General features: G+C 60.3%; 19 protein-coding genes. 7 read left to right on the top strand and 12 right to left on the bottom strand.

Translation table 11 applies throughout. The features are described from left to right. Positions 1-22: 22 nt before the first annotated feature. From U6958_RS01105 to U6958_RS01145, 9 genes are all read right to left on the bottom strand, one after another. Positions 23-433, bottom strand: a complete 411-nt coding sequence (locus U6958_RS01105; RefSeq protein WP_143044567.1) for a hypothetical protein — start codon at positions 431-433, stop codon at positions 23-25. Between the two features lie 135 nt (positions 434-568). Next, complete coding sequence (locus U6958_RS01110; RefSeq protein WP_143044566.1) at positions 569-1,495, bottom strand: hypothetical protein; 927 nt, start codon at positions 1,493-1,495, stop codon at positions 569-571. Further along, positions 1,464-1,826, bottom strand: coding sequence for a hypothetical protein (locus U6958_RS01115; RefSeq protein WP_052862764.1), 363 nt, complete (start codon positions 1,824-1,826; stop codon positions 1,464-1,466). The genes U6958_RS01110 and U6958_RS01115 overlap by 32 nt, the downstream gene beginning before the upstream one ends. A 143-nt stretch (positions 1,827-1,969) precedes the next feature. Next, positions 1,970-2,728: a hypothetical protein gene (locus tag U6958_RS01120; RefSeq protein ID WP_047219632.1), complete on the bottom strand. Its 759-nt coding sequence runs from the start codon at positions 2,726-2,728 to the stop codon at positions 1,970-1,972. A gap of 252 nt (positions 2,729-2,980) precedes the next feature. Then, entirely contained in the window at positions 2,981-3,748 is a 768-nt protein-coding gene (locus U6958_RS01125) for a hypothetical protein (RefSeq protein ID WP_208607056.1), read from the bottom strand. A 159-nt stretch (positions 3,749-3,907) separates the two neighbouring features. Next, entirely contained in the window at positions 3,908-4,780 is an 873-nt protein-coding gene (locus U6958_RS01130) for a hypothetical protein (protein ID WP_143044565.1), read from the bottom strand. A gap of 103 nt (positions 4,781-4,883) precedes the next feature. Next, the gene (locus U6958_RS01135; RefSeq protein ID WP_143044564.1) at positions 4,884-7,751 is read right to left on the bottom strand and encodes a hypothetical protein; all 2,868 of its coding nucleotides are present in this window, start codon (positions 7,749-7,751) and stop codon (positions 4,884-4,886) included. Positions 7,752-8,046: 295 nt separating this feature from the next. After that, complete coding sequence (locus tag U6958_RS01140) at positions 8,047-8,262, bottom strand: hypothetical protein (protein WP_047219634.1); 216 nt, start codon at positions 8,260-8,262, stop codon at positions 8,047-8,049. A 439-nt stretch (positions 8,263-8,701) separates the two neighbouring features. Next, complete coding sequence (locus U6958_RS01145) at positions 8,702-8,974, bottom strand: hypothetical protein (protein WP_232244071.1); 273 nt, start codon at positions 8,972-8,974, stop codon at positions 8,702-8,704. Between the two features lie 1,021 nt (positions 8,975-9,995). Between U6958_RS01145 and U6958_RS01150 the strand changes: the two genes are divergently transcribed. The 7 genes from U6958_RS01150 to U6958_RS01180 all read left to right on the top strand — a co-directional run bounded on the left by U6958_RS01150 (position 9,996) and on the right by U6958_RS01180 (position 16,979). After that, positions 9,996-10,481 carry a hypothetical protein gene (locus U6958_RS01150; protein ID WP_047219636.1) on the top strand — a complete coding sequence of 162 codons (486 nt, stop codon included), beginning with the start codon at positions 9,996-9,998 and terminating at the stop codon, positions 10,479-10,481. Between the two features lie 23 nt (positions 10,482-10,504). Beyond that, on the top strand, positions 10,505-11,224 hold the full coding sequence (locus U6958_RS01155) for a hypothetical protein (protein WP_047219637.1): 720 nt from the start codon (positions 10,505-10,507) through the stop codon (positions 11,222-11,224). A gap of 409 nt (positions 11,225-11,633) precedes the next feature. Next, a complete protein-coding gene (locus U6958_RS01160) occupies positions 11,634-12,527 on the top strand; it encodes a hypothetical protein (RefSeq protein WP_074921880.1) in 894 nt (297 codons plus the stop codon). Positions 12,528-12,699: 172 nt separating this feature from the next. Then, positions 12,700-13,917, top strand: coding sequence for a hypothetical protein (locus U6958_RS01165; RefSeq protein WP_047219291.1), 1,218 nt, complete (start codon positions 12,700-12,702; stop codon positions 13,915-13,917). A 111-nt stretch (positions 13,918-14,028) separates the two neighbouring features. After that, on the top strand, positions 14,029-14,376 hold the full coding sequence (locus U6958_RS01170; protein ID WP_074921878.1) for a hypothetical protein: 348 nt from the start codon (positions 14,029-14,031) through the stop codon (positions 14,374-14,376). A gap of 249 nt (positions 14,377-14,625) precedes the next feature. Beyond that, positions 14,626-15,543, top strand: a complete 918-nt coding sequence (locus tag U6958_RS01175) for an ATP-binding protein (RefSeq protein ID WP_047219293.1) — start codon at positions 14,626-14,628, stop codon at positions 15,541-15,543. A 233-nt stretch (positions 15,544-15,776) separates the two neighbouring features. Beyond that, complete coding sequence (locus U6958_RS01180) at positions 15,777-16,979, top strand: site-specific integrase (RefSeq protein ID WP_035480906.1); 1,203 nt, start codon at positions 15,777-15,779, stop codon at positions 16,977-16,979. A gap of 142 nt (positions 16,980-17,121) precedes the next feature. On the opposite strand, the gene U6958_RS01185 is transcribed toward U6958_RS01180, so the two are convergent. The 3 genes from U6958_RS01185 to qatD all read right to left on the bottom strand — a co-directional run bounded on the left by U6958_RS01185 (position 17,122) and on the right by qatD (position 21,485). Then, complete coding sequence (locus U6958_RS01185; protein WP_035480908.1) at positions 17,122-18,861, bottom strand: UvrD-helicase domain-containing protein; 1,740 nt, start codon at positions 18,859-18,861, stop codon at positions 17,122-17,124. Continuing rightward, a complete protein-coding gene (locus U6958_RS01190) occupies positions 18,861-20,606 on the bottom strand; it encodes an ATP-dependent endonuclease (RefSeq protein WP_052814407.1) in 1,746 nt (581 codons plus the stop codon). The genes U6958_RS01185 and U6958_RS01190 overlap by 1 nt, the downstream gene beginning before the upstream one ends. A 129-nt stretch (positions 20,607-20,735) precedes the next feature. Continuing rightward, entirely contained in the window at positions 20,736-21,485 is a 750-nt protein-coding gene (gene qatD, locus U6958_RS01195) for a Qat anti-phage system TatD family nuclease QatD (protein WP_035483945.1), read from the bottom strand. Positions 21,486-21,490 lie beyond the last annotated feature (5 nt).

Consider the following 21,490-nt stretch of genomic DNA (forward strand, 5'->3'; position numbering starts at 1 on the left):
GAGAAATTGTTCGCGAGGTGATTCAGTCGTACACGTAGCCATCTTCTCCATCCCACTGTGCATCGACCGTGGGCGCGGGTTGTGGATTCCGGGCCAGATGGGGATTTGCTACTTCAAACTCTTCGCGGCAGACGTAGCGGGCATCGAGCAGACCTGACTCGTTGAAATACAGGCTCCCGCTGGCCCAGTTGAAGGCATGTATCGCATCCGCCGTTGCACCTTCGGCTTGGGGGGCAGTGAGCGCCGCAAACAAGCGCTCTGTGCACTTGCTGCTATCGAGCAGGCGCCCGCCTGCGGCTTCTTCATCGTTGGGGTTTAGGCCTTTGTTGAGCCACTCGCGGAAGCAGCGTCGGGCGGCGGCCTCGCTAGGGCCGTGGCCAAGGTAGACGATTTCGCCGCGAGAGCTGGCTTGGGTGCCGATGAGAATTTTCATTATGGTGACCTTCCACAAATGCCCTGCGGAGCGGGAGCAGCGAGGCTGCCATGGGATGAATATATTCGCAATTTGCGGCAACCTCAACCGGGCGTTATGCCGAGAGGCCCTTGGAGTGGCGTTCTCAGCTTCCGGTCACTGCACCCCGTCCGACGCGAACGCCTGGACGTGGGACGCGCACAGGCCCCGAGCGGAGTAGTACGCTTCGTCCATATCGGCCGAATTGAGGCCAACGTCATAGGCTTCGATGCCGCTGGCGCTGAACACGATGGAACCGCCGCTTTGCTCTTGGTTGTACTCGCGGCCCCGATAGAACTGAGCTGCAATGGTTGGGCACCCTTCCCTCTCGAAAATCGCATAGGCGCCGCCGTCGGCCAGCACATCCGCCTGCATCGCGGGCTCTTCCGGATCACCGGCCAGGAAGATCTGCTTTGCGTCGTCCCAAGCGTAGAGGCGAAAGCACCCCGCAGTTCGCATGTTGTCCGGTGCCGCAGCATTCCACCAGGCGCACAATGCCTTGACGCCGGGGTGCGATTCGTACTCACCGAACTTCGGCTCATCCGAGCGCGCCATCTTCGCAAGGGCTAGAGCCCGCTCCAAGGCGGCGGCGTCGCCCACGATGGTCTGCCGTCCCTTGGCATCGTCCAGTCCGGGACGTGTGGCACGCTTGGCCATTGAAACCCGCGAGCCGTGGAAATCGGCCACGCTCGAAAGCACCAGTGACCCATTGCCGGCGTAGTGCTGCAGGCCGGCGTTGTTCCAGATACCCCACAGCCACTCGTCGCGGCGGTAGACGATCACGAACTTCTGACCTTGAGGGGACTGCGGCGCCCGTGTGCAGGCCTCATCCAGTGACGCGGCAGCGATGTTCGATTCCTTGTACCAGCGCAGGAACGGCGCGTAAGGCTCCAGCTCCACCAGCTGCTGCAGCGCCGCTTGCGCTTGACCTGGTTCAGGGTAGGTGTCGGCCAAAGTGGCGTGAGAGCCGAACGTGCCGACTTCGCGCATCACCACACCTTCGACAGAGCGGTCAGGCCTTTCGATCAAGACCAACGTGGGCATGTTGTCCCGGGGGGCTCACCGCCGCTATCGACCACAGCGCATCCCACGAGTTGGGGCGGTGCTCAAGGCGGATGGACTTGCCGTGAAACGGCGACTGGCTCAACAGCCCTCTGATGAAGGCGTCTGCATCACTCCCAGCGCCAGCGAGCTCCCAGGCTGCAGGCAAGTAGTGGTACAGCACGGTGGCGTCCCCGGACACACTCGGGGGGTAATCGCCGTCGCGCACGACAGCAACGTAGCGAAAGCGGGGAGCCGCGTATCCATGCTCATTCGCAGGGAACGTGCTGGCGATGATCAGATCACGGAGTGCAAGGCATTGAGCGTCGTTCATGGGCTTCTCACTGGTTAAATGGACCAGTCCAAGAGTAAGGTGACGCCCTGAAAAATCTCCGGGGAAAAGCACAGCTTTCAAGAGCTTCTCACAGAAAGTAGCAGCGAGCGCGTGCGACCCCGAACCGAAGCGGGGCTGATGCGCTACTGGTGGGGCGCTGGCTGCGGGCGCGGCGCCGCTGCGAGGACCGCGGACTGCTCGATGAACAGCTTGCCCGCGTCGTCTGCTTGGTCGAAATGACGCAGCAACTTGGCATGCCGCTCGGACACCAGGTACATCCTTCCCGAAGTCTTAGGGGCTACGGATAGAACGCGCAGTGGACGTATGAGGGGCCAGGTCAACCCCGCCGCACGCCACTTGTCCATGTCCAGTGTTTTCCAACGGCGCGCTACCGCGACATCCTCGATTTCCAGCAGCTGCTGGATCAGGTGACTGCCATTGCCAAAAGGCTCGTCGGTTGTGTTCTGGTGAGCGAGCTCGACTACCTCAGGATCAAGATCGACGCGGAGATGCTGCTGAGCAAACTGCAGCGCCACGGCGACGGGCATCTTGTCTGGAAAGGCCTTCGATGGTCCGGTGAAGAAAGCAGCAAGGGCTCTTCGCGTAGTGTGGCGGCCATCCAAGGCGGTCAAAAGCTCGACTGAGGGAAACTCGACTTCTAGCACTCCGGGCTCCGCGTAGCGGATCACCCCAAGCGGACCGGATGGGAAGAGCCGCCGTTGCCTTTTTAGACCCAAGCCACGGGTCCCCTTCAGCCGCACCGAAGTGTTGGCTTCTGGGCCATGCATGGAGATATCCGAAAAGCACCTTGAAGCCAGTCGCTGTTTCGTGAATGGCACGCCGCCGTAGTCGCGAGCGCGCTTCAAGCATCTGTCCACCAGTGCGTCTTCCAAGTTCGCCATCGTCTTTCCACCGTGTAGAAGCTATCCTGGGCGTCAGTCTGTGGGTTGGCAATGGCAAACGCAAGAGGCTATTGCACCCTCAGAAACTGAGTTTCACCCTGGGAAAGACGCGTTGCGCGCTCGCTACGAAACCCCATCGGAGCCCGCGTTTGCCACTGCCATTGCTCCCCAGACAGTGCGTCGCAGCCCCACCGTGACGCCATTCGATCCAGAGAGTTGTCAAGCGAAGCTGATCGCAGAGTGAAGGCGAGGTCAGGCGACTCGCACGCTAGGCGCAGCGTCAAAAATTGATCGTTCTTTGCTCCGCTTCTCAGGGTCGAACAAGACAGGCCCTGCGTTGGCATCAACGATGAGAACGCCCTTGGCGGCCGCGAGCCAGAGCGCAGAATCAATCATCGCGATGCGATCTCCAGTGGCTTCGGCCAACGGACGGCACAGCGCCATACAAACGGGGAAGCGATACCTCACCGCGCGCCTGGGGTTGTCCGGGATGCCTGCCAGACGACATACCCAACGATCTGGCTTCAGCAAATCAGCGCCAAGATTCTTCGCGAGTTGGAACTGCGTGTCATCGCCGATGAAGGGGATAGACCCGCACCAGTCCACCAAGGCCTCTGCGCTTCCCACTGCGACGGCCCTATTCATCTTCTCGAAATCCTGCTCCCGTTCACGCCATGCGCGCTCGATGGCAGCTGCCTTGGCCCGGTAGCCGAACGCCTCCACTACCGGCCGCCCGTGGTTGATCGCGTCCCACACCTTGCGCTCTATGGTGCGCGCTGCCTGAGCAGAGCGGCCGGCGCACAGGATGACCCAGATGACTTCGCTGGCAAGCTTTTCGGGAGTCGCTGGCGCTGTCAGTGTTGCAGCAGACCAGTCCAGCAAGCGCGGTGCGTCTGGGTCATTGGCGAGAAGCCATGCGCGAACCTCAGCGTACATCGCAGCGGAGACGCGCGAAGCAGGCTCAGGCACCGGAGGAAACCCGCGCCGCCTCCCGGGCAGCTGGCTTTGATGAATGTCCATATGGTCCCCACTCAAGTGCGATTCGGGCCACACCGCGACTGCTACCCACACCAAACAACGAAGGTGCCGCATGCCCAAGCGATAGCAGCTACTTCAGCCAAAGCGCAGATTTGAGTTCTTGCTGAAGGACCTAGCCGTAAGGGAATCTTGAAGTACTTCCTACAGGCAATAGAGTCTTATATTTTGCTTACGCTGCACATCTAGTTCCAGAATCATCTTCCAAGTGCCTTCCATCTGTTCATTAAACGGGATTCCGACGCCAAATTCGCAAATTACCACGTCTTCCACACCTCGTTCAACGAACTTTCTAGCCCTATTAATTGTGACACTAAGGTCCGGTGATGGCCAAGTCAAGATCTCGCTTGCGGCGGCTCTCTTGGTTTTTCCGGTTATATAAAACCCTCTTTCTGATAGGCCTCTCATGATGGTTGGCTTTGGACGCACGCCTGGATTGTCCCGGTACCAGAGAGCTATTTCCAAGCTACGATATCTAGCGCAAGAAAATTTGCGCTCTTCCCCTTTCTTGAGACAGCGCCAAGAGCGATGGCGCAGTGCGAATACATCCACGTCGCGACAGGAGACAGCGTAGCTATCTTGTTTGTAGTGCCACACCCTTCTGTTGTACGGCGTGAATTCCGGATCACTATAGGGGTCTATAGCGGGTACCCAGCACTCATACAGCGTGACAATTACAGGCGCCCAATCTGACAGATCTGAGCCGGCCATCCTTTTAACCCAGTCGAAATATTTTCGTAACGATCCATGGGTAGCGATGGCTACAAAAGGTTCAATTCCTAGCTTCTCGCTAATCGCAGCCTGTGCCATCCCCAACTCGAAGATAAGAAGCCCATCATGACATCCGCTCTTGACGTTGGAGAACAACCACTCGTCTTCATCCGGAATTCGCGTATCGTTCGCGAACGACTGTGCTTCGCTACAGGGCTCAATTAGGGCAATGAATTTTCCAGCCTCATCGGGAAATGCATGCATTTCGCCAGTGGCTTCATCGAGATAGAGTCTTTTATCATTCACAACGGTTCCTCAAAATGAGGCACCTAGAATACAGACTCAGCCTCTTCAAAATATCGCGAAAAGCTCGCAGCTTTCGAGCTTTTCGCGGAATTTCTCCGCCGCCTCAAGCGGCCGGCGCCTGCGCACTGAAGACGGCATCCTCCACGAGTCGCATCTTCACCGCCTCTCGTACTCTGAGGCCAGCCGGACTCGCGTAGAACGCATCCTCTGCATCCACGTCGAACGGAAGCAACGGGAGGGGCGCTGTGCCGCCAGTTCCAGCGTTGACTTTCGCCGTCTGCGCCGCGCTGATGTGGCTCTCAAGCAGCGCATCCCCGTAGCGACGAATTGCCACCCGCATGTCAGGAGAGTGCCGTGCCGTACCCACAAAGACGAATCGGATTTCCTGCAGGTGATGAAGGTGCTCCGAGATCCCCGGCAGCTGTAGGGCCCAGACGCCAAAAGGCGAGACCTCCACGATGTCGGTTCGGGCATCCATGAAGTTGCGCTCCTCTTGGACGAGATCCATGTTCAGAGCTGTGCGCGCGGTGCTCACGGCGCTGCGCTTGGGAACCTTCAAGGAGAACATCTGCCCAGCCTCCGATTTGAACCAAGAGACGCCCATGCTTGTCAGCATTGCAGGCGTCTCCACCACCTTGTGGGTCAGGTAATCGCTGTCAAAGACCAGCTGGATTCCCAGCGAGGTCGAGCGTTCGTCCCATCGGCTCCTCTGAGCGCCAGCGACGTGACCTGGCATCAGGGATACATAGGCCTTGTCGCCTTTCAACTGATCGAACACCTCCTTGTGGCTGTTCCCACTGATGCGGAACTCGCACACCGACGCGAGCCTGCTATCGACGGGGATCAGCCGTCGATCCCCAAGCATGCGGTCGTACTCCTTCTCGATGTGTTCGCCCCGTGTGCTTGAAAGGTCCACGAATCGGGGAGCAATCCACTCGTACTCGAACGCGGAATTTGCCTCAGCAAGTGCCACGAGATGGCGCTTGCCGAACTCCAGGTCTGCCCATAGAGCGGCCTCGTACACGTCGCCGATCTGCGTGAGAAGGGCGCTCCCATCAGCCCTCTCGAAATCATCACGCTGGCGCTGGGCAGTCGCAATCGCAGCCCGGATGGTGGCGAGCTCCACGATCAGTTGCGTGTTTTCGATGAGGAGGCTATTGCGCGTCTCAGTCATGGAGAAGAACTTGTCCATGAGCCCGCGCAGCCGTTCTGCCTCGGCCATACCTTTGTAGGGCTCGATCATTCGGTTGAAGTCCTCCCGGGACATGCTGATGCGGACCTGGTCAGATGGTGGTTCCAATTCGTCCCCACCAAGGAACTCCTTCAGCTTCTCAGCCGCCGTGGCGACACCCTTAGCGTCCTTTGCATAGCCCTCCAGGCGCGTCTTGAACTTGTTCGACGAGTCGATGATCGCTCCGTACTCCTTCTTGGTCTGAGCGTCCTTGCTGAGCCACTGGAAGGCCTCGGCGCCACCGGCAACGATGGAGGCAGCAGTGGCCCCGCCTGACGCGACAGTCACCACCACCATGGAAACTGCGATGACGGTGTTCAGGAAGCTCGCACACGGGTTCTTCCGTGCCACTGCATCCTTGAATTGCTCATCCGCCTTCTGAACCTGCTGCCACACCTCCCAGTAAGTGGTTGCAATCGCATCCAATTGCTTTGAAACGTCTTGCAGCCTCGCATTAACCTCCCCCAGACGCGCCTTGCCGAGGGTTGCCACCTCCAATGCATTACTGATCACCTTTTGAGCGGCAAGGCGGACGGTCTCAACCTGAACGTGCTCATCGCGCAGCTCGGCGACGTAGAAGCGAGCGCGAGCACGGCTTTCCAGCATGCCGCGCAGGTTGTTTATGTGGAAGTCGATCGGGCGGAGCGAGCAATAGACGCCCTGGATGCCTACAGGCGGCATGCCGGCAGATATCCGCGCCAGTGTCGCCGAGAGCCGCAGCCGGATCTCCTGCATCTGGCCGTCGCCCGCCGAGTTGGATATGGCAAACAGCCAGGCCGCAATGGCTGCGGCCTCCTCCTCGTTGCCGCGCAAGTGCTGTAGGTCGGCGTCGATGCCCAGCAGCTTGACGCCCCGCAGTGGGATGGAGAGGCCATGGCGGAAGACATCCCCTGGCGCCGCTGAGCCGTTCTGCCCTGCGCTTCCCTCGGCCGCAGCGTCGGAGATTGGCGAGGCAGGTCTGCCGCGCTGACCGTCGGGGTGCTTCCCGTCAGGAAAACAGTCCCTGCCTCTAAATTGCAGTGGAACCGTGATTTTTGGGCCCCGATCCTGCGGATAGCACTTCCACCGCTTGCCCCCCACCCCTCCCTCACCGGGTGTGCCTGGACTCCCATGCATAGCAGCAGGTGCCGCCGCACCGCCCACGAACGAAAAACTCAGCTGTTCGGATCCGCTGTCCACAAAGGTCCGGATGAGCCCGCCGTTTCCAGCTGTGCCAGGCCGACCAGCATGGCCAGGCGGCCCTGCATCACCGCCAGGCCCACCGGGCTTGCCCTCGGCATTGTCCGGATAGCCCCTCTTCCCATTCGCTCCGTTCGCTCCAGGCTGCGCCAATCCTCCCCGGCCGCCCACCGCGATGAGCGCCAACGGCCCATAGAGATCCTTGAAGAGAACTTCAATGCTGCCCGCATGCCCGCCGCTCCCTCCGTCCTTACCATCCTGTGGCGGAGCAGCGGCATCAATCGGCGTAGGAGGCCGAACCTGCGGCGCGTCTACCCCGTCAATGCCGGACACATTTACGGTGGCCTGCGACCCGCCAAAGGCCTTTCGCGCAATGAGTGTGACGGTAGCGCCCGGAGCAATGATTGGTGAATCCAAACGCAGGGTATCCGCGTGCACTACAACCCGCTTACGCCCGCCGATGCGTGGATTGATTTCTGACGCCCCGATGTCAGTGGCGCAAATTTCAAGAATATTGTCGTCGTCGTATATGACTCGATCTTCCGCGATCCGAATGGACATGCTGACTCCTCCTGGTGGTTGAGGAAGTCATATTGATCACGGTTACAACAGTTTGCAATAACGCTTCTACCCGGGCTGCTGGCACGAGCGCATCTGCAAGCTGTGGTCATCGGAAGGCCCAATGTAGTGCTGGCGCTGGGCAATCGCTACGAACGGCACTCAACGAACAGAAATCATGCGCTACGAGCCGCAGCGCAAATCGGGGCGAAAGCCAAATCCAGCCAAATCAGAAAATCTTATTTGATGGAGCATAGGGTCGCCACCACCATCGAACGGTACGAACACACCGCCTTCATCACACCGGGATGATCTCGCCCCACTCCCAAAACTCAATGCTGGGTAGCCCCTTGGGATTCCCATTCACATCGCAGAAGAAGTCGATGCCCGCGCCCTCCTCATTCACCAGCACCACCTGCCCCTGTTCTCCACCGCGAGTCAGGAATTCCTGCTGAACAGTGAGGTAGTCGCCTAACTTCACGCCCTTGGCCCAATCGGGCATGGTGGAGATCATTTCAACTTCCCCCCTGAAGCTGTCCCCATACAGACAGCGACTTCTGCCCGTTGGGCGCGTGTCGCGCGCCGCCAGCCTTGCGCAGTTCCCACCATAACTTCCCCGGTCTCCATGTCAAGGGCTGCCCACTTCTGCGGGCAGCGGGTGTCCAGCGAAAGCGGGGGAACCGGACCCTGCAACTCGGGCACTTCCCGCCCGCTGCGCAAGATCCTCTTCGTGGCCACCTTGACCCAGTGAAGGTGAGCGTGGCGCTGGATAGCACCCGACTTGGCCATCTCGACCATGAGCGACTGGGCAATCTGGTCGGCTCGGTCGCGCGACCGGGGAGTCGTGTGAGGGTAGATGGCCTGAGCCAGCTGCTGACGCCGGAAAGGCCCCTCCAGGGCATCCAGGAAGGCGGAGGCTGCTCGCCGATGGTTGGGGCGGATAGTGGAACTGGTCATGCGGTATTGTCCGCGCCTGCAGCGGCGATCTCTTCCCTGGTGAGGCAGACGCTTCGCTCCGTGCCCTTCACCATGATGCTCAATGTGCCTTTGCGCGGGCCTGCCTTGGCCACCCTGAACTCCGCTCCCTTGACGCACATCACGCGCCAATCCTCGGGCCGCTTGCCCAACCAACCCGCCTCGAAAAGCCGGAAATTTCCGGGCACCGGCGCCAGCTTCTCCAGCGCCAGCTTGCCGTATTGTGTGTCCGCGAAAACATCCTCTGTCATATCCGAACTCATCCACGCCTCCGGTTCCGCAAAGTTGAAATCCAAGCAAGCAGCAAGAACGCTGCAAGTGAGCTGCTCCACCGTATAAGAAGGTCTACCGTCGTCAGTTGGCAGCTCTCAGAGCAGTCCCACAGGAGCCATACCATCGACCACGCCGCTGACAGGCTGAGGAACAGGATTGCCTTCGTCATAGGTTTAGTACAACTCCCATCAAATAAAAGATCAATTAATTGTCAATTCTAATTGTATCTTAATTGCTAGGAATGTCCCAGTATTGTTCAATTGTTGGTGTGGACCTCAGTTTGCTGGTCGGGTAAACGACCTCTGTTACTCGCCCTCTTGAGGGGGCCGAGCATGCGCTAGAATCTCCGCATCTTTCGCACAGGATTTGCCTGTCGTAGTTCTCCAAGCTGAGGAGCAGAAACCAGCAATTTTCACGTTCGGCGTCGCCGGATGTTCAACAAACCCCCGCGGGACAGCTTCCCGCAGGGGAGGTGGTTCCGGGCTTTTTCTGGAGCCACTATGAAAAGTGTGAACAGCAGCCGCTATGCGCTGCTAATGACCTCCTTACCGCTTGCGGCCAGAGGTCTCAAGAGCTACCGGCACCCCTCCGTCTTCGGATGGGTGATGATCGGAGCCACAGATGATGCTGACGCTCTTCGGGAAGCCGCAAGGAGTGTCGATAGCCCTTCCATGATGCTGCTGCAGAAATGGAACGGATCCGCTTATCAAAACTGCGCTCAGCAGGCGGCGTCATAGCCCTGATCGGTTCGCGCTACCTGAGAACTTTGGTGCTGCTTCTGCGCAAAGAGGCAGTCAGTTCCCTTCATCACTGCCTCTGGGCAGTATCGGACTAAGGCAACCCGCTTCAACGCAAGTGGACCGATGCGGCAGCTGCCCGCGCCTTCGGCAATGCAGCTACTACCGCCCCTGCCACCAGGCTTGGGCATCTCAATCCCACCGGGGACCGCATCCCCAGCGTGGGCGATGTGTACCCGGTTTTTCACATAGGAGAAAGACCATGGACACCAACATCACTCTGCAAACCACCCACCAGGTGCTATACGTTCCCGCCAGCGCCAGCGAACGGCACCCGCGCTTGGTGGATGACCTGGTCACTCTGGAGGATGGCCGCGTGATTGGTCGCTACACCCGGATGACCAAGGAAGAACTCAGCTCGCGCATGAAGACTGAGCTGCTGGTTACCGAGAGGGACACCTTCAGCAGAATGCAGGACGACAGCTACGTGACAGAGCCCAGGCTCATCACCGAAGAACGCTTCCAAGAAGCCTTCGAGTGCTTGCCCCCGCTACGGTGGGAAACGCACCAGGGCGTCGAGAGCTTCCGCTTCATGGAGCATTCCTGCGGCGACATAACCACCATCTTCGCGCGCACAGGCCACCAGTATTGGGAGTTTGAGGACCGGTTCAACATGAGCCGCGACGATTTGGCGCAGAAGGTGCTCGCCGCTGCCAACGCGGCCTCGGCCCAGCACATCCCTGGATGAGAACCAATTCAAAGGAACTCGCCATGGAAATTGATTCGCTCATGTGCGTCAGCACAGTTCACCCGGACATCGTGAAGCCCGTTCGCGGCTTGGTTTGCTGTTGCTGCGGAGGGAGCATCACAGGTCGGCAATTCCACAATCAGGACACAGGCCATGGCCTGGGCGACTGCTGTGTGGAGTTCGTCAAACCCAGAACCGAAGACATGGAACGGACCTACGGCGTTGAGGGAGTGCACTACCTCCTCGATCCCTTAGTTCTCGTTCGTGAGTCGGAAGCCCGGGGGTGGACGAAATGGAGGATCAGCCTACGCCTGACGGACCGCTGCGGATTGCTCAATGCACCGGACCCTGAAAAGCGTCCTGCATTTCCCAGACTCCAGAGCGATCCCGCTCTTCTCCGGAGCCTGCAGGCGCAAATGCCCTGGAACGTCTCGTCCATCGTTCGCAAGGACGGTGTTTGGGGCATCCTGTTCGAGGTTCCCTTCGCCACAGTCGAAAGCGAGAGAGGCAAGGTTGACCCACAGGATCCCTGGTACTTGAGCCTCCCTTTGCAGGAGGAGAAGTCCAGCCAGATCCTGAGAGCCTTTCCAAAGCTCGCCATCGCCTACCCAGGCGTGCAGTTCGCGGTGCCTGATCGCGAACACGTCGAGCTGGGACGCACAACGGTCTGGGCATTCGTGCCTCGTGGCCTGCTTGATGCGCTGCAGCGCTTTGACCTGATCGGCGCGCTGCACCAGCTCTAAGCCTTGTCCCTGGCCCCACCGGGCCAGGAGACACGGCCGAGCCTTCAGCGCGCAATCAGCCCAGCTCCACAGCTTGTCCGCGCCGGGGCAAGGCCTGGAGAACTGGGTGAATCTCAGCCTCTTCGCCAGAGGCGCTGGCGCTGAACAACCACTACATCTTCTGGGAGGTCCCAGAAGCACTTCCCTCCTGACCGCAAGGGCAGGAGGGCTTTCCAAAGCATCAACGCCCGCGCAGGCCTGGTGCTTTGGAAAGCATTCAACTCCTCGGCGTAACGCCTTGGGCTGATACGGCAGCTGGCCGTGCTTTGGCAACCAGCAAATCCGCACCTTCGGGTGCTTTCCTAAAACCCACCGGGGATGCGAAGTCCTCAGGGGTTTCGCTCTTCGGTCCTCTTCACAGGAGTTCTTGATGAGTGTTCTTTCTTTTCCCCAGCGCGGCCCTTGGGGTAATGCCAAGTGGCGCGGCAATTGCTCTGGGTACGTCTACAAAACGATTTTTGAGCAGCTGCGCCCAGCAGTCTTCGTAGATCCCATGTGCGGCTCTGGAACCTCCATCGAGGTTGCAAGGGAACTGAGCATCGAGGCCTACGGCCTTGATCTACACAGCGGACACAACGTACTCCGGGACAGCATCCTGGACGCCGTCGGCAAGCATGCTGATCTTTGCCTCTCACACCCACCCTACGGGGACATGGTGATCTACTCCGGTGAGGTGTGGGGCTCCCCTCATCCTGACGATCTTTCCCGCTGCACCAGCGAAGCAGACTTCCACGAGAAGCTTCACATCGCGCTCCTTAACCAGCGCGATGCGACTAAACCTGGCGGCTACTACGGGACGATTGTTGGCGACAAGCGTAAGAACGGCGCCTATGTTTCCTACCAGGCGGAAGCCATCGCGCGAATGCCATCGCAGGAGTTGGCGGCCGTGCTGATCAAGCAGCAGCACAACGTCATGTCGGACACGCGTACCTATCGCGGCATGAGGCTGCCCAGATTGACACACGAGTACATCCTTCTTTGGCGCCGCCCTGAGGTGATCACCTCGTTCCTTTCCGACCTGGCAAGCATGGCCAAGCAGCAAGCGGCTCGGCTGACCTCAACATGGAAGGCACTGGTGCGAACGGTACTGGTGAGTCTTGGCGGCAAAGCAACCCTGTCCGAAATCTATGCGGTCGTGGCCAAGAATGCTCCTGAGCGTCTCTCGGCCAACCCCCATTGGCAAGCAAAAGTTCGTCAGACGCTGAACCAAAACCAGACCTGCTTTGCACCGTTGGCGCGGGGCGTCTGGTCCTTGGCGAGCTGATCGAACCCCAGGTGGATTGCGTCGTCGGCCAACGGCATCGCACCCACTGCACCTGCTCCTATCAATCGCAACCCAGCCCCCTCCCGTCCTCGGACGGCAGGGGGATAACCCATGACGGGCGCATCAGCCCTCAGGGTAGGTGCCCGTCTTTTTATCTACAGGAGAAAAGAGAATGGAAAGCACCGTTTACCAGGCTACCGCCGCAGACCGCGCATTCGAGAACTACTACTTCGGCAACGGAGTTGAGGTTGCCGAAGTTGCGGGCTGGGAATACACCACCCCCGGCTACGAGCGGACCCGCAAGGTCTACGTCGAAACCGAGATTGAGGATGACGGGCCCGCCCCGCGCTACACCCTCAATTTCACAGTGCGCTTCGACCCTGCGACAGGGGCCCTAGTGGAAGCTACAGCCACCGACAGCAAAGGGCAGACCTGGGGCACGCTGGCAGCAGTCGTCATCCTGCAGCTGAAGGAGCTCGCCGCCCAGATCGATCCAGATACACGGGCGCCGATTGTGCCCGTGCACGTCGATGGAGACAGGCTCAACTGCTTCGTCGTCGTCCAAGGGGACGCGTCTGATGAGGACGATGGAGGTCTTCCCGGCATCTTCCTGATTGAGCTCCGCCTTGCACGCGCGGTCGCTCCTCTGGCTATGACTAAGCGGGAGTCCTCAGCGATTGCTGCGGCGGTGCTGACCGAGTTTCATGAGAACCAGGGTATCGCAGTCCTCGATGACTTCGAGATCTCGGTGTTCCTGGAAGACGGCACCATGCTTGAAGAAGACGATTCCGAAACCTCGGGAGACGATCTGGTTGCTCACTCCGAATGCTCAGGCCAGTTGGCCTATGAGGAGATACCGGCCGCCCTCGTGCAGCACTACTTGTGCGCCAAAGCTGTCTACAACGCGTCGATTTACAAGGGAGTTCTCCGGCTGGCGAATGGTGTGCTCATCGACTTGTTGCAAGCTCAGGCGACCCTCAACGCGGGTTTCCAAGCGACAGGAGACCGCGAGATGATGGGCGCCTGCGACAAGTTGTCCCTTGCCACCGGCATGGTTTCAGGCGTCCATGGCCGCCTCGTTCCCAGCGGAAATGCGGATGCACAGCCGCAACGTGCGGCAGAGCTCGCCGCCTGTAAAACGGTGATCTGCGCGGAGCTAGCAGGCCAGTTCATGGTCGAACTGCTCAACAGCGTTGAGACACTATCGGGCATCGCCGAAGTGCATGGCACGTGCACTCTCGCGGATCTGATGTACCTCCATAGCGCCATCCTCTCGGATAGCTTTATTGAGCATCTCTCCGCCATGTCGAAGGTGGTGGATATCGCATCCGCGCTCCCATCCGGGGAACGTTGGGCGACGTACATCCACCCCCTGAAAGACTGCGAGTAGTCGCGCAACCATCGCCTCCCGTGCCGTTTGTGGCACGGGGGTATTGAAACCCATGGAGGGCACCTGATGCCCACTGGGCCGGAGCCTTCCGCATTTCTCAAGGAAATTACGATGACATGCACCGACCCGAAGTCCACAAAGGCCCTGCAGCTCCGCAGGCAGGCGCTGGCCATGCTGCAGGAAGCTCAGCAGCTTGACGGACTCAAGCCTTACACAGTCACGCATACCCACTGCGCCGGCTGCTCGACCTACGTCATCTGGGCGGAATCCATGCCCAGTGAGGCGCACGCGAAATCAGTGCTCGACTGCGAATTCGAACCTTGGCGAGACGAGCAGCTCTCGGTGGAAGGCCATCATTTCTTGGACGACATTGCGGGTGCGTCCGAGACCTCCCGACTTCCCGACATCCTGGAGAGCTTCACCGCTCCTGCCAGTTCAGAAGAGGCCTGCGCCTCCTGATCTCGGCACCCCACCAAAGCCCCACGCTTGCTCTCTTGAGCATGCGTGGGGCTTTTTCTTTTCATCGTCCATCACTTGTCAGACTGGGCCGTACCCCCTAGAATCCCTGCCGCCACCTCCGGACGCAATCGGGGGGCCGATTAGGCAGGGCCTTGTTTTTTGCACCAACTTCATCTTCCCTTTCGATCTCTGGATCACCGGGTTGTTGTATGCGTCCACGGCTTTCGCCCGGGAAAACTGGAGAACGACATGGATTTTCACTTTCGCAACGACGAGGCTTTCGCCGGCCGCGTCCAAATCTCGCGCCTCGCGCGCAGCATCAAAAAGCAACTCCGTCCCGATGCCTCACATGATGAGTGTCTGGACCTTGCATCGCGCCTACTGGGCTGTGACAGCTACTACGACCTGCGCAGGCGCGCCACTGATCCTGACATTCGCGGCTGGGACCACCAAGAGGCAGTGAAGCTACTGCAGTCCGAGGCTATCAAGCGAGGCTCGCGGTTTCCAGGCAACCTCCCTCCTCGCTTTGACGAGAGCTGGCAGCGCCAGGCTTACCAGCTCATCGACGAAGCCTTGAGTAGTGTCCACCCTGGCACTCTGGAGGTTGTGGCCCTCATCGGCCCTCCCGGCAGCGGAAAAACGCTCCTGGCGGCGCACGTCGTGGACCGTAAGGGCGGCTTCATTGTGGACGTTGGTCAAGCCTCGCTCATCGACATACAGCGCATAAGGTTCAAGGAAAGCGACAGACTGCTGGTGTTTGACCAGTCGTCCGAACCTGCCCGCGAGTTCTATGAACACCCCGCCTTTGGTGAACCCAGGCCTGCACCTCCACCGCTCACGACGCTGAGCGCTCTGGGGAAGTCACGCCGGGTACGTCACGCCACGCTTCCCCTCGACTCCTATCGGTATGTCGGCATGACGGATACGGGCACGACGACGCTGCGCACACTGCTGGCGAAGCACCCGGGCCTCGTCGTCGTGGCCACGTTCGCAAACGAAGATGAGGCACTGAACGGTATCCGCAGCACGGCACGGATTGTCAGCGCAAACCCTGCGCTCACCTTTCAGCGGAACTGGCAACGCCTGCATGTCGTGTCGCTTGAGGAAATGCGCCTTAAGACCATTGACCTGGCGCAGGCGCCGTCTACTTCATCGCAGGGCGACTAGCACTCCCCTACCCAAGCGACTTATAAGCCCCGAGGTGAAGGCCCCGGGGCTTTTTCATTTCAGGATGCCTCCAGCACCGGACTTCGCTGGACTACGCCACAGCCAGATACAGCAGGTTTATCAAGGACTTAGGCGAGTTCAACATATGCCGGTGCTTTCCGAAACTTGACCCGACTTCCCCTCTGTTGGCCCCTAGAAGGCTCCTGGGAACCGGGTCTCTCCGAGGAGTCATCATGGCAAAGATCAAGCTCACCAAGTCCGCTGTCGATGCGGCACAACCCCAGGCGCAGGCCGTCGAACTCCGGGACACGTTGGTGCCCGGCTTCTTGTGCAAGATTACCCCATCGGGTCGCAAGGTGTTCATGCTCCAGTACCGGACGAACGCCGGCGAGCGCCGCAAGCCCGCGCTCGGTCAGTACGGAGAGCTGACTGTCGAACAGGCCCGATCCTTGGCACAGGAGTGGCTGGCTCAGGTACGTCGGGGCGGTGATCCCGGCGCAGCCAAGGCCGAAGCGCGCAAAGCACCTACCGTCGAGGAGCTGTGCAAGAAGTTCATGGAGGATCACTCCAAGAAGCGCAACAAGCCCAGCACCCAGGTCGGCTATCAGCGCGTCATCGACCGCTGCATCATCCCGCTGCTGGGCCGCAAGAAGGTCCAGGACGTGAAGCGCCCCGACATTGCCGGGCTGATGGAAAAGTTTTCGTACAAGCCCACCGAGGCGAACAAGGCGTTCAGCATCTTGCGCAAGATGTTCAATCTGGCCGAGGTGTGGGGCTACCGGCCCGATGGCAGCAACCCCTGCCGGCATATCCAGTTGTTTCCGGCTGGCAAGTCCACCCATCTCATCAGCGACGAGGACATGGGCAAGCTGTTCCGACAGCTTGACAAGATCGAGGCCGAAGGGCTGGAGAACTACGTGGTCCCGTTGGCGATCCGCCTGCAGTTCGAGTTCGCTGGCCGCCGTGGCGAAATCGTCTCGCTCGAATGGGAATGGGTCGATCTGGAGAACCGGCGGGTCGTCTGGCCTGACAGCAAGACCGGCGGCATGTCCAAGCCCATGAGCGAGGAAGCCTACCGGCTGCTTTCGACAGCGCCGCACAAGGAAGGCGCTCGCTATGTGCTACCGTCGCCGCGCCATCCGGGACAACACCTGACCACAGGCGAGTATTACGGCGGCTGGAGCCGTGCACTCAAAGCTGCGGGGGCAACGCACGTGGGGACGCACGGCATTCGACACCGCTCGGCGACCGACATTGCGAACTCGGGCATTCCGGTCAAGGTCGGCATGGCACTCACGGCGCACAAGACCGTGGTGATGTTCATGCGCTATGTCCACACCGAGGACAAGCCGGTCCGGGAGGCCGCCGAACTGGTGGCGAGTCGGCGCAAGGCGATCACCGGCGCCAAGCAGCAGCCTGCCGAAGCGACGGCATGACCAGGCACCAGGGATTTGCGTCGTCCGCAGCGCCGTCGGCGCTGCTGGGCGATCCGGCTTCAATCCCTGCCTTACCATAGGCATCAGGATTTCCGAGACGCTGTCTCGGAGTTCGAGCGACTTGCGAGCGGCCTGACGGCTGCTACGCTAGGGCTATCGCTGCGCCGGCTTCCTGAAACCCCCGTTCAAGCAAGACGGGTCTCAATTCCTCCAGCGCATTGGCCGGTACACCGAGCCACAGAAGATTGCGGGCGCGAGTCACGGCAACATAGCCGATGCGCCCGACTTCGGTGTCTACGCCGGCCAGCAGCGCATTGGCGTGTTCCCGGTTCGCCAAGTACAGCACAGCATCAAGGCTTTCGCCCTTCGCCTGATGGACTGTGTCCACTCGGATGCGCGGTGCGTCGTCGTTCGCTGCCAAGTCAGCGGCGGTGATCAGCGGCGCATTGGGCAACCCCCTTTTTGCGAGCTTGTTGCCCAGGTTGTTGGTGCTCGCCAAGCCGTGGTCTTGTGCGATTTGCGCCAGCAATGTCCTCGTCCGTTCCAGCAGCAGCGGATGCCACTGCGTGTCCCCGGTCAATGTCGCGGCCGGCAGCCCCGAATCCCGATTGCGTGTGAATGCCCAAACGAGCCGTCGCAGCATTCGATCATCCGGGTAGCGCGCGGGCTGCGTGATCCTTGCCACCAGTCCCTGCGGCGGGTTGGCAAGTAGACCGACGATGCCGGAAGCCACCAGCTTGAACGCGGCGAGATAGTCCTGGTGCCGGTCGCGCAGGATGGCGGCCTGTGCGAGAGCCTTGACGGTTCCCTGGCCTGGCGCCCCTTCGTTGCCGCCGAGCTTGTTGGCCATGTCCCGGGCGCGGCACAGCACGGCCGAGCTTTCCAGCTTCAGGTCGGCCGCCAGCACCGCCGCCTGGAAAGCAGCGATGAGGTTCTCGCGTTCGGCGTTCCGGTAGGGCACGAAGAAAGCGCCATGCGTCGTATCGGGCACTAACCTGTCCGCGGTGTCTGCCCGCGTTGACAGCATATTGGCCAAATCCAGAATCGCTGGCACAGACCGGAAGTTCCTGGTCAGGTGGAGACTGTTGACACCTTCCCGCTGACCGTACCGTGTCAGGAACGCCCCATTGGCACCGGCGAACTCGTAGATGCCTTGGTTTGGATCACCGATCAACGAGACCTGGCAGCCCGCACCGACAAGCTGCTCGATGATGGCCTGATGAGCCGTACCGATGTCCTGCGCTTCGTCGATCAGAATGTGCGGATAGCGGCGGACCAGGGCGCGCAGGATGCCGGGCTGTTCTACCAATGTGCGGTAGCACCAGTAGCGCCCGAGGTTGTGTGTATAGGCACCTACCTGTCCAAGACGATGCACAAGGCGCGTCGCTTGCATGGTATCCAGCCTGAGCGTCCGGTCGTTGTCCGCGTAGCAGAAATAGGCACCGTTGTTGTCGATGCCAACCTGCATCTGCGTGATCTCGCGAGGATACGTGTTCGTCTGGAACCTGAAGCCGCCCAGGAACGCTTCACCGCCCATCACAAGGAATGCGGCCTGCTGCGCACCCATCGTTCGATATGCGTGTGGGCGCAGCACGTTGCCGGTGATGAAGGTGTCTAGCGTGTCGATCTCAACGCGGCCGTGGGCGACTCTGGAGGGCACCTCCTGGACCATATTCTGGTATTCGCGCCGAAAGGTATCCACGGCGACATTGGAGAACGACAGGAGAGCGACGCGACCGCGGTCGTCACCGAGCTGTCGGCGCATCTGCGCCAGCCGGCGTACAGCGGTGAACGTCTTGCCGCTGCCAGCGCAGGCAATTACGGACATCGGTGCGATTGGTGCGCCGATGACCTGCAACTGCTCGTCGGACGGCTGGGTCACTACTCGGGCTCCTTGACTTGACAGGCGTGGGTGATTGCCTCGCGGATGTAGTCCGGCACTACGCACGCGGCGCCATCGGCAATCACCTGCGCGAGTGCCTGGCCGAAGCGGCCTTTCTGCACATTGTTCTGCGGGCGCTCAAACATGCCGCTGAAAAGGGCGCGCGCCTTGGCCGCATCGCCTTCCGCGGCTTCGACCGCTACTGCGACGGTTTCGCCGATCTTCGGATGCAGTTCCTTGAGAGCCGCCAGCATCGCGACACGGTTGTCGGCATGCAGGGCCAAGTCGTATTCGAATGTCTTGAGACCGTGGAATACCTTGACGAAGGTATCCTCGCCTTCCTTCATCTTGGCGGTGTTGTCCGACACCTTCACAGCAGTACCGGGCGCGGGGTAGGCCGCCTGCGGTTCTCCGTCGCCGTCGGGTTCGCCGACCGGGTCCGCGTCTGTTATGACAGCGACCGGGATCTTCAGTGCCTTTTCGCCGAACAGCGGCAGGAACGAGTCGAAGTTCAATCCTTCGACGCTGATCAGGCTGACACCGTGTTCGCGCAGCCTATGCCCGCACTTCTCCGCCAACACGCTCACCAGCATCAACTCGGCCGCACCTTCGACGAAGATGACACGGCGGGCAAAGAACAACTCGGCACGGGTCACGTCGAGGTAACGTTCCAGCTTCTCCCGCTTCCCCTTGCCGAAGGCGATCGTACGCGGAAAGAATGTCTCCACGGAGCTCCCCGTATCGACCAGGCAGGCAAGGCTGTCGAGATCGGCGATGCTGGCGAAGTTGGGGGAGTGGCTTGTAACGAACAACTGGACAGGCTTCTCGCCCTCGACGGCCTTGATAGTCCCCAGATAGTCCAGCAGTACCGCCTGAAGTTGCGGGTGCAGGTGCGCCTCCGGCTCCTCGATGATCAGGCCTCGATAGCTTGCTTCCGGGTTCTTGGCCAGCTCACTGAGCACGACGGCCATGAAGATCAAGTTGTTGAAGCCGAGCCCGTTCTGCTCAATCTCGAACGTGTCCACCACCAGCGACAGGCGCGACGCCAGCCGCTGAAAGTCGCTACCGCTCAGGCCAAGATCCAGAATTTGGGCAAGCTGCGGCCCAAGCATCGTACCGTGCCGGTTCTTGATGGCTGTGTGAGTGTTGACGACAGGCTCGTGCTTCTTCAACTCCTCGTCGAGCTTCTTCAGCGCGTCATTGATGCCATCGCGTCCCGCGTCGTCAGCCAGGAGCTGAAACAACCGGGCCAATTGGCTGGTGCGACTGGGCTTGAGTCCTTGCGAAGCGTCCCGCAGCGGGGGCAGATAGACACCGCGCAAGTTCTCCATCATGTCTGCGGTCAAGCCCATGTCCTCGTGGTCGCCACACCAGCGCTTGGCACGCAGCCTTCCCGTCTTGTCGGCTTCCGAGTAACGGATGGTGATATGCGCTTCGAGCTTGCCGAGTGCGTCGGGCTTCAGCGCCGCCAGGAAATCGGCCTCGTCATCCGGGTCCAAATCACGAAAGACGTACTGGAACTCGATGTCGCCCGCCGGAGCACCGCCCTTGGGCCGGTGCATATCCTCGCTGTCGAGGCGAGGGTACGGCTCATCATGCCCCGCAAGCAGCGCACGCAGTGCATCGACGACAGCGGTCTTGCCGACGTTGTTAGAGCCGACCAGAACGTTCAGTCCTGGCTGGAAGCTCAGATCAACTTTCTGTAGTTTCCTGAAGTTGGATATTCTCAGTTGTGCCAGATACACCGATGATGTCCTCCTGCGGCCTGTTTCGTGAGTCGGTCGGCAGCCAAGATTGTCGTGTCGGTGTCACGACAATTGGCTTCCGAGAGCACACGTGGTTCGGCCGACCACCACTACTCCATTGATCTCCAACTATCCGAGCAAAGCGCGTAGGTTGTCGCGAACGAGGTTGGCCACATTGGTCGCAGGCAGCCCATGCAAACGGCCCAGCGACTCCACTACGCCCGCCACATCGGCCGGCTGCGAGGGTCTGTCGCCGGCGCGAGTGAAGGGACCGTCGGTTTCCGTCAGCATCCGATCCAGCGGGATGGTCTGCATCATTGGCGCGTGTTTCTCATTGCCAAGCATTCCTGCGTTGATCGAGAAGTAGCAGCCCAACTCCAGCGCACGCTTCGCCTCGCTCTTTGTCCCGGTGAACCAATGAAGAACGATCTTGCCGCGCTCGGGTGGCAGATGCGTCTCGACAAGATCAAGCACCGCCTTGGCTGACCTGATGCTGTGGACCGTGATCACTTTCCCACCGGCCTGAGCGCAGCGCTGCAACACATGCTGGAATACGCGCTTCTGCGCATCGAGTGACTTGAAGAACCGGGGGCCGGCGTCCAATCCGACCTCACCGATGTAGCGCGTCTCCGCAAGGTATCGATCCCACAATTCGATTTCGTTTTCACGCTCCGCGACCAACTGCGGATGCAGCCCCAGTGCCGCTCGAACATGCTTCGTTCGCTGCGCGAGTTCGTGATTGCGAGGCCAGGCGCGCGGTGTTGTCGTCACCGCCAGCGTGAACACGCCGGCCGCCTCCGCGTCCCGAACTGCCACGGCATGGTCCGGGTAGAGATCGAGGTGGCAGTGGAAGTCCACGAGGCCGGTTGAAGAGATCATGCACG

This window comes from Delftia lacustris, from assembly GCF_040267515.1.
Lineage (GTDB): Bacteria > Pseudomonadota > Gammaproteobacteria > Burkholderiales > Burkholderiaceae_C > Comamonas > Comamonas tsuruhatensis.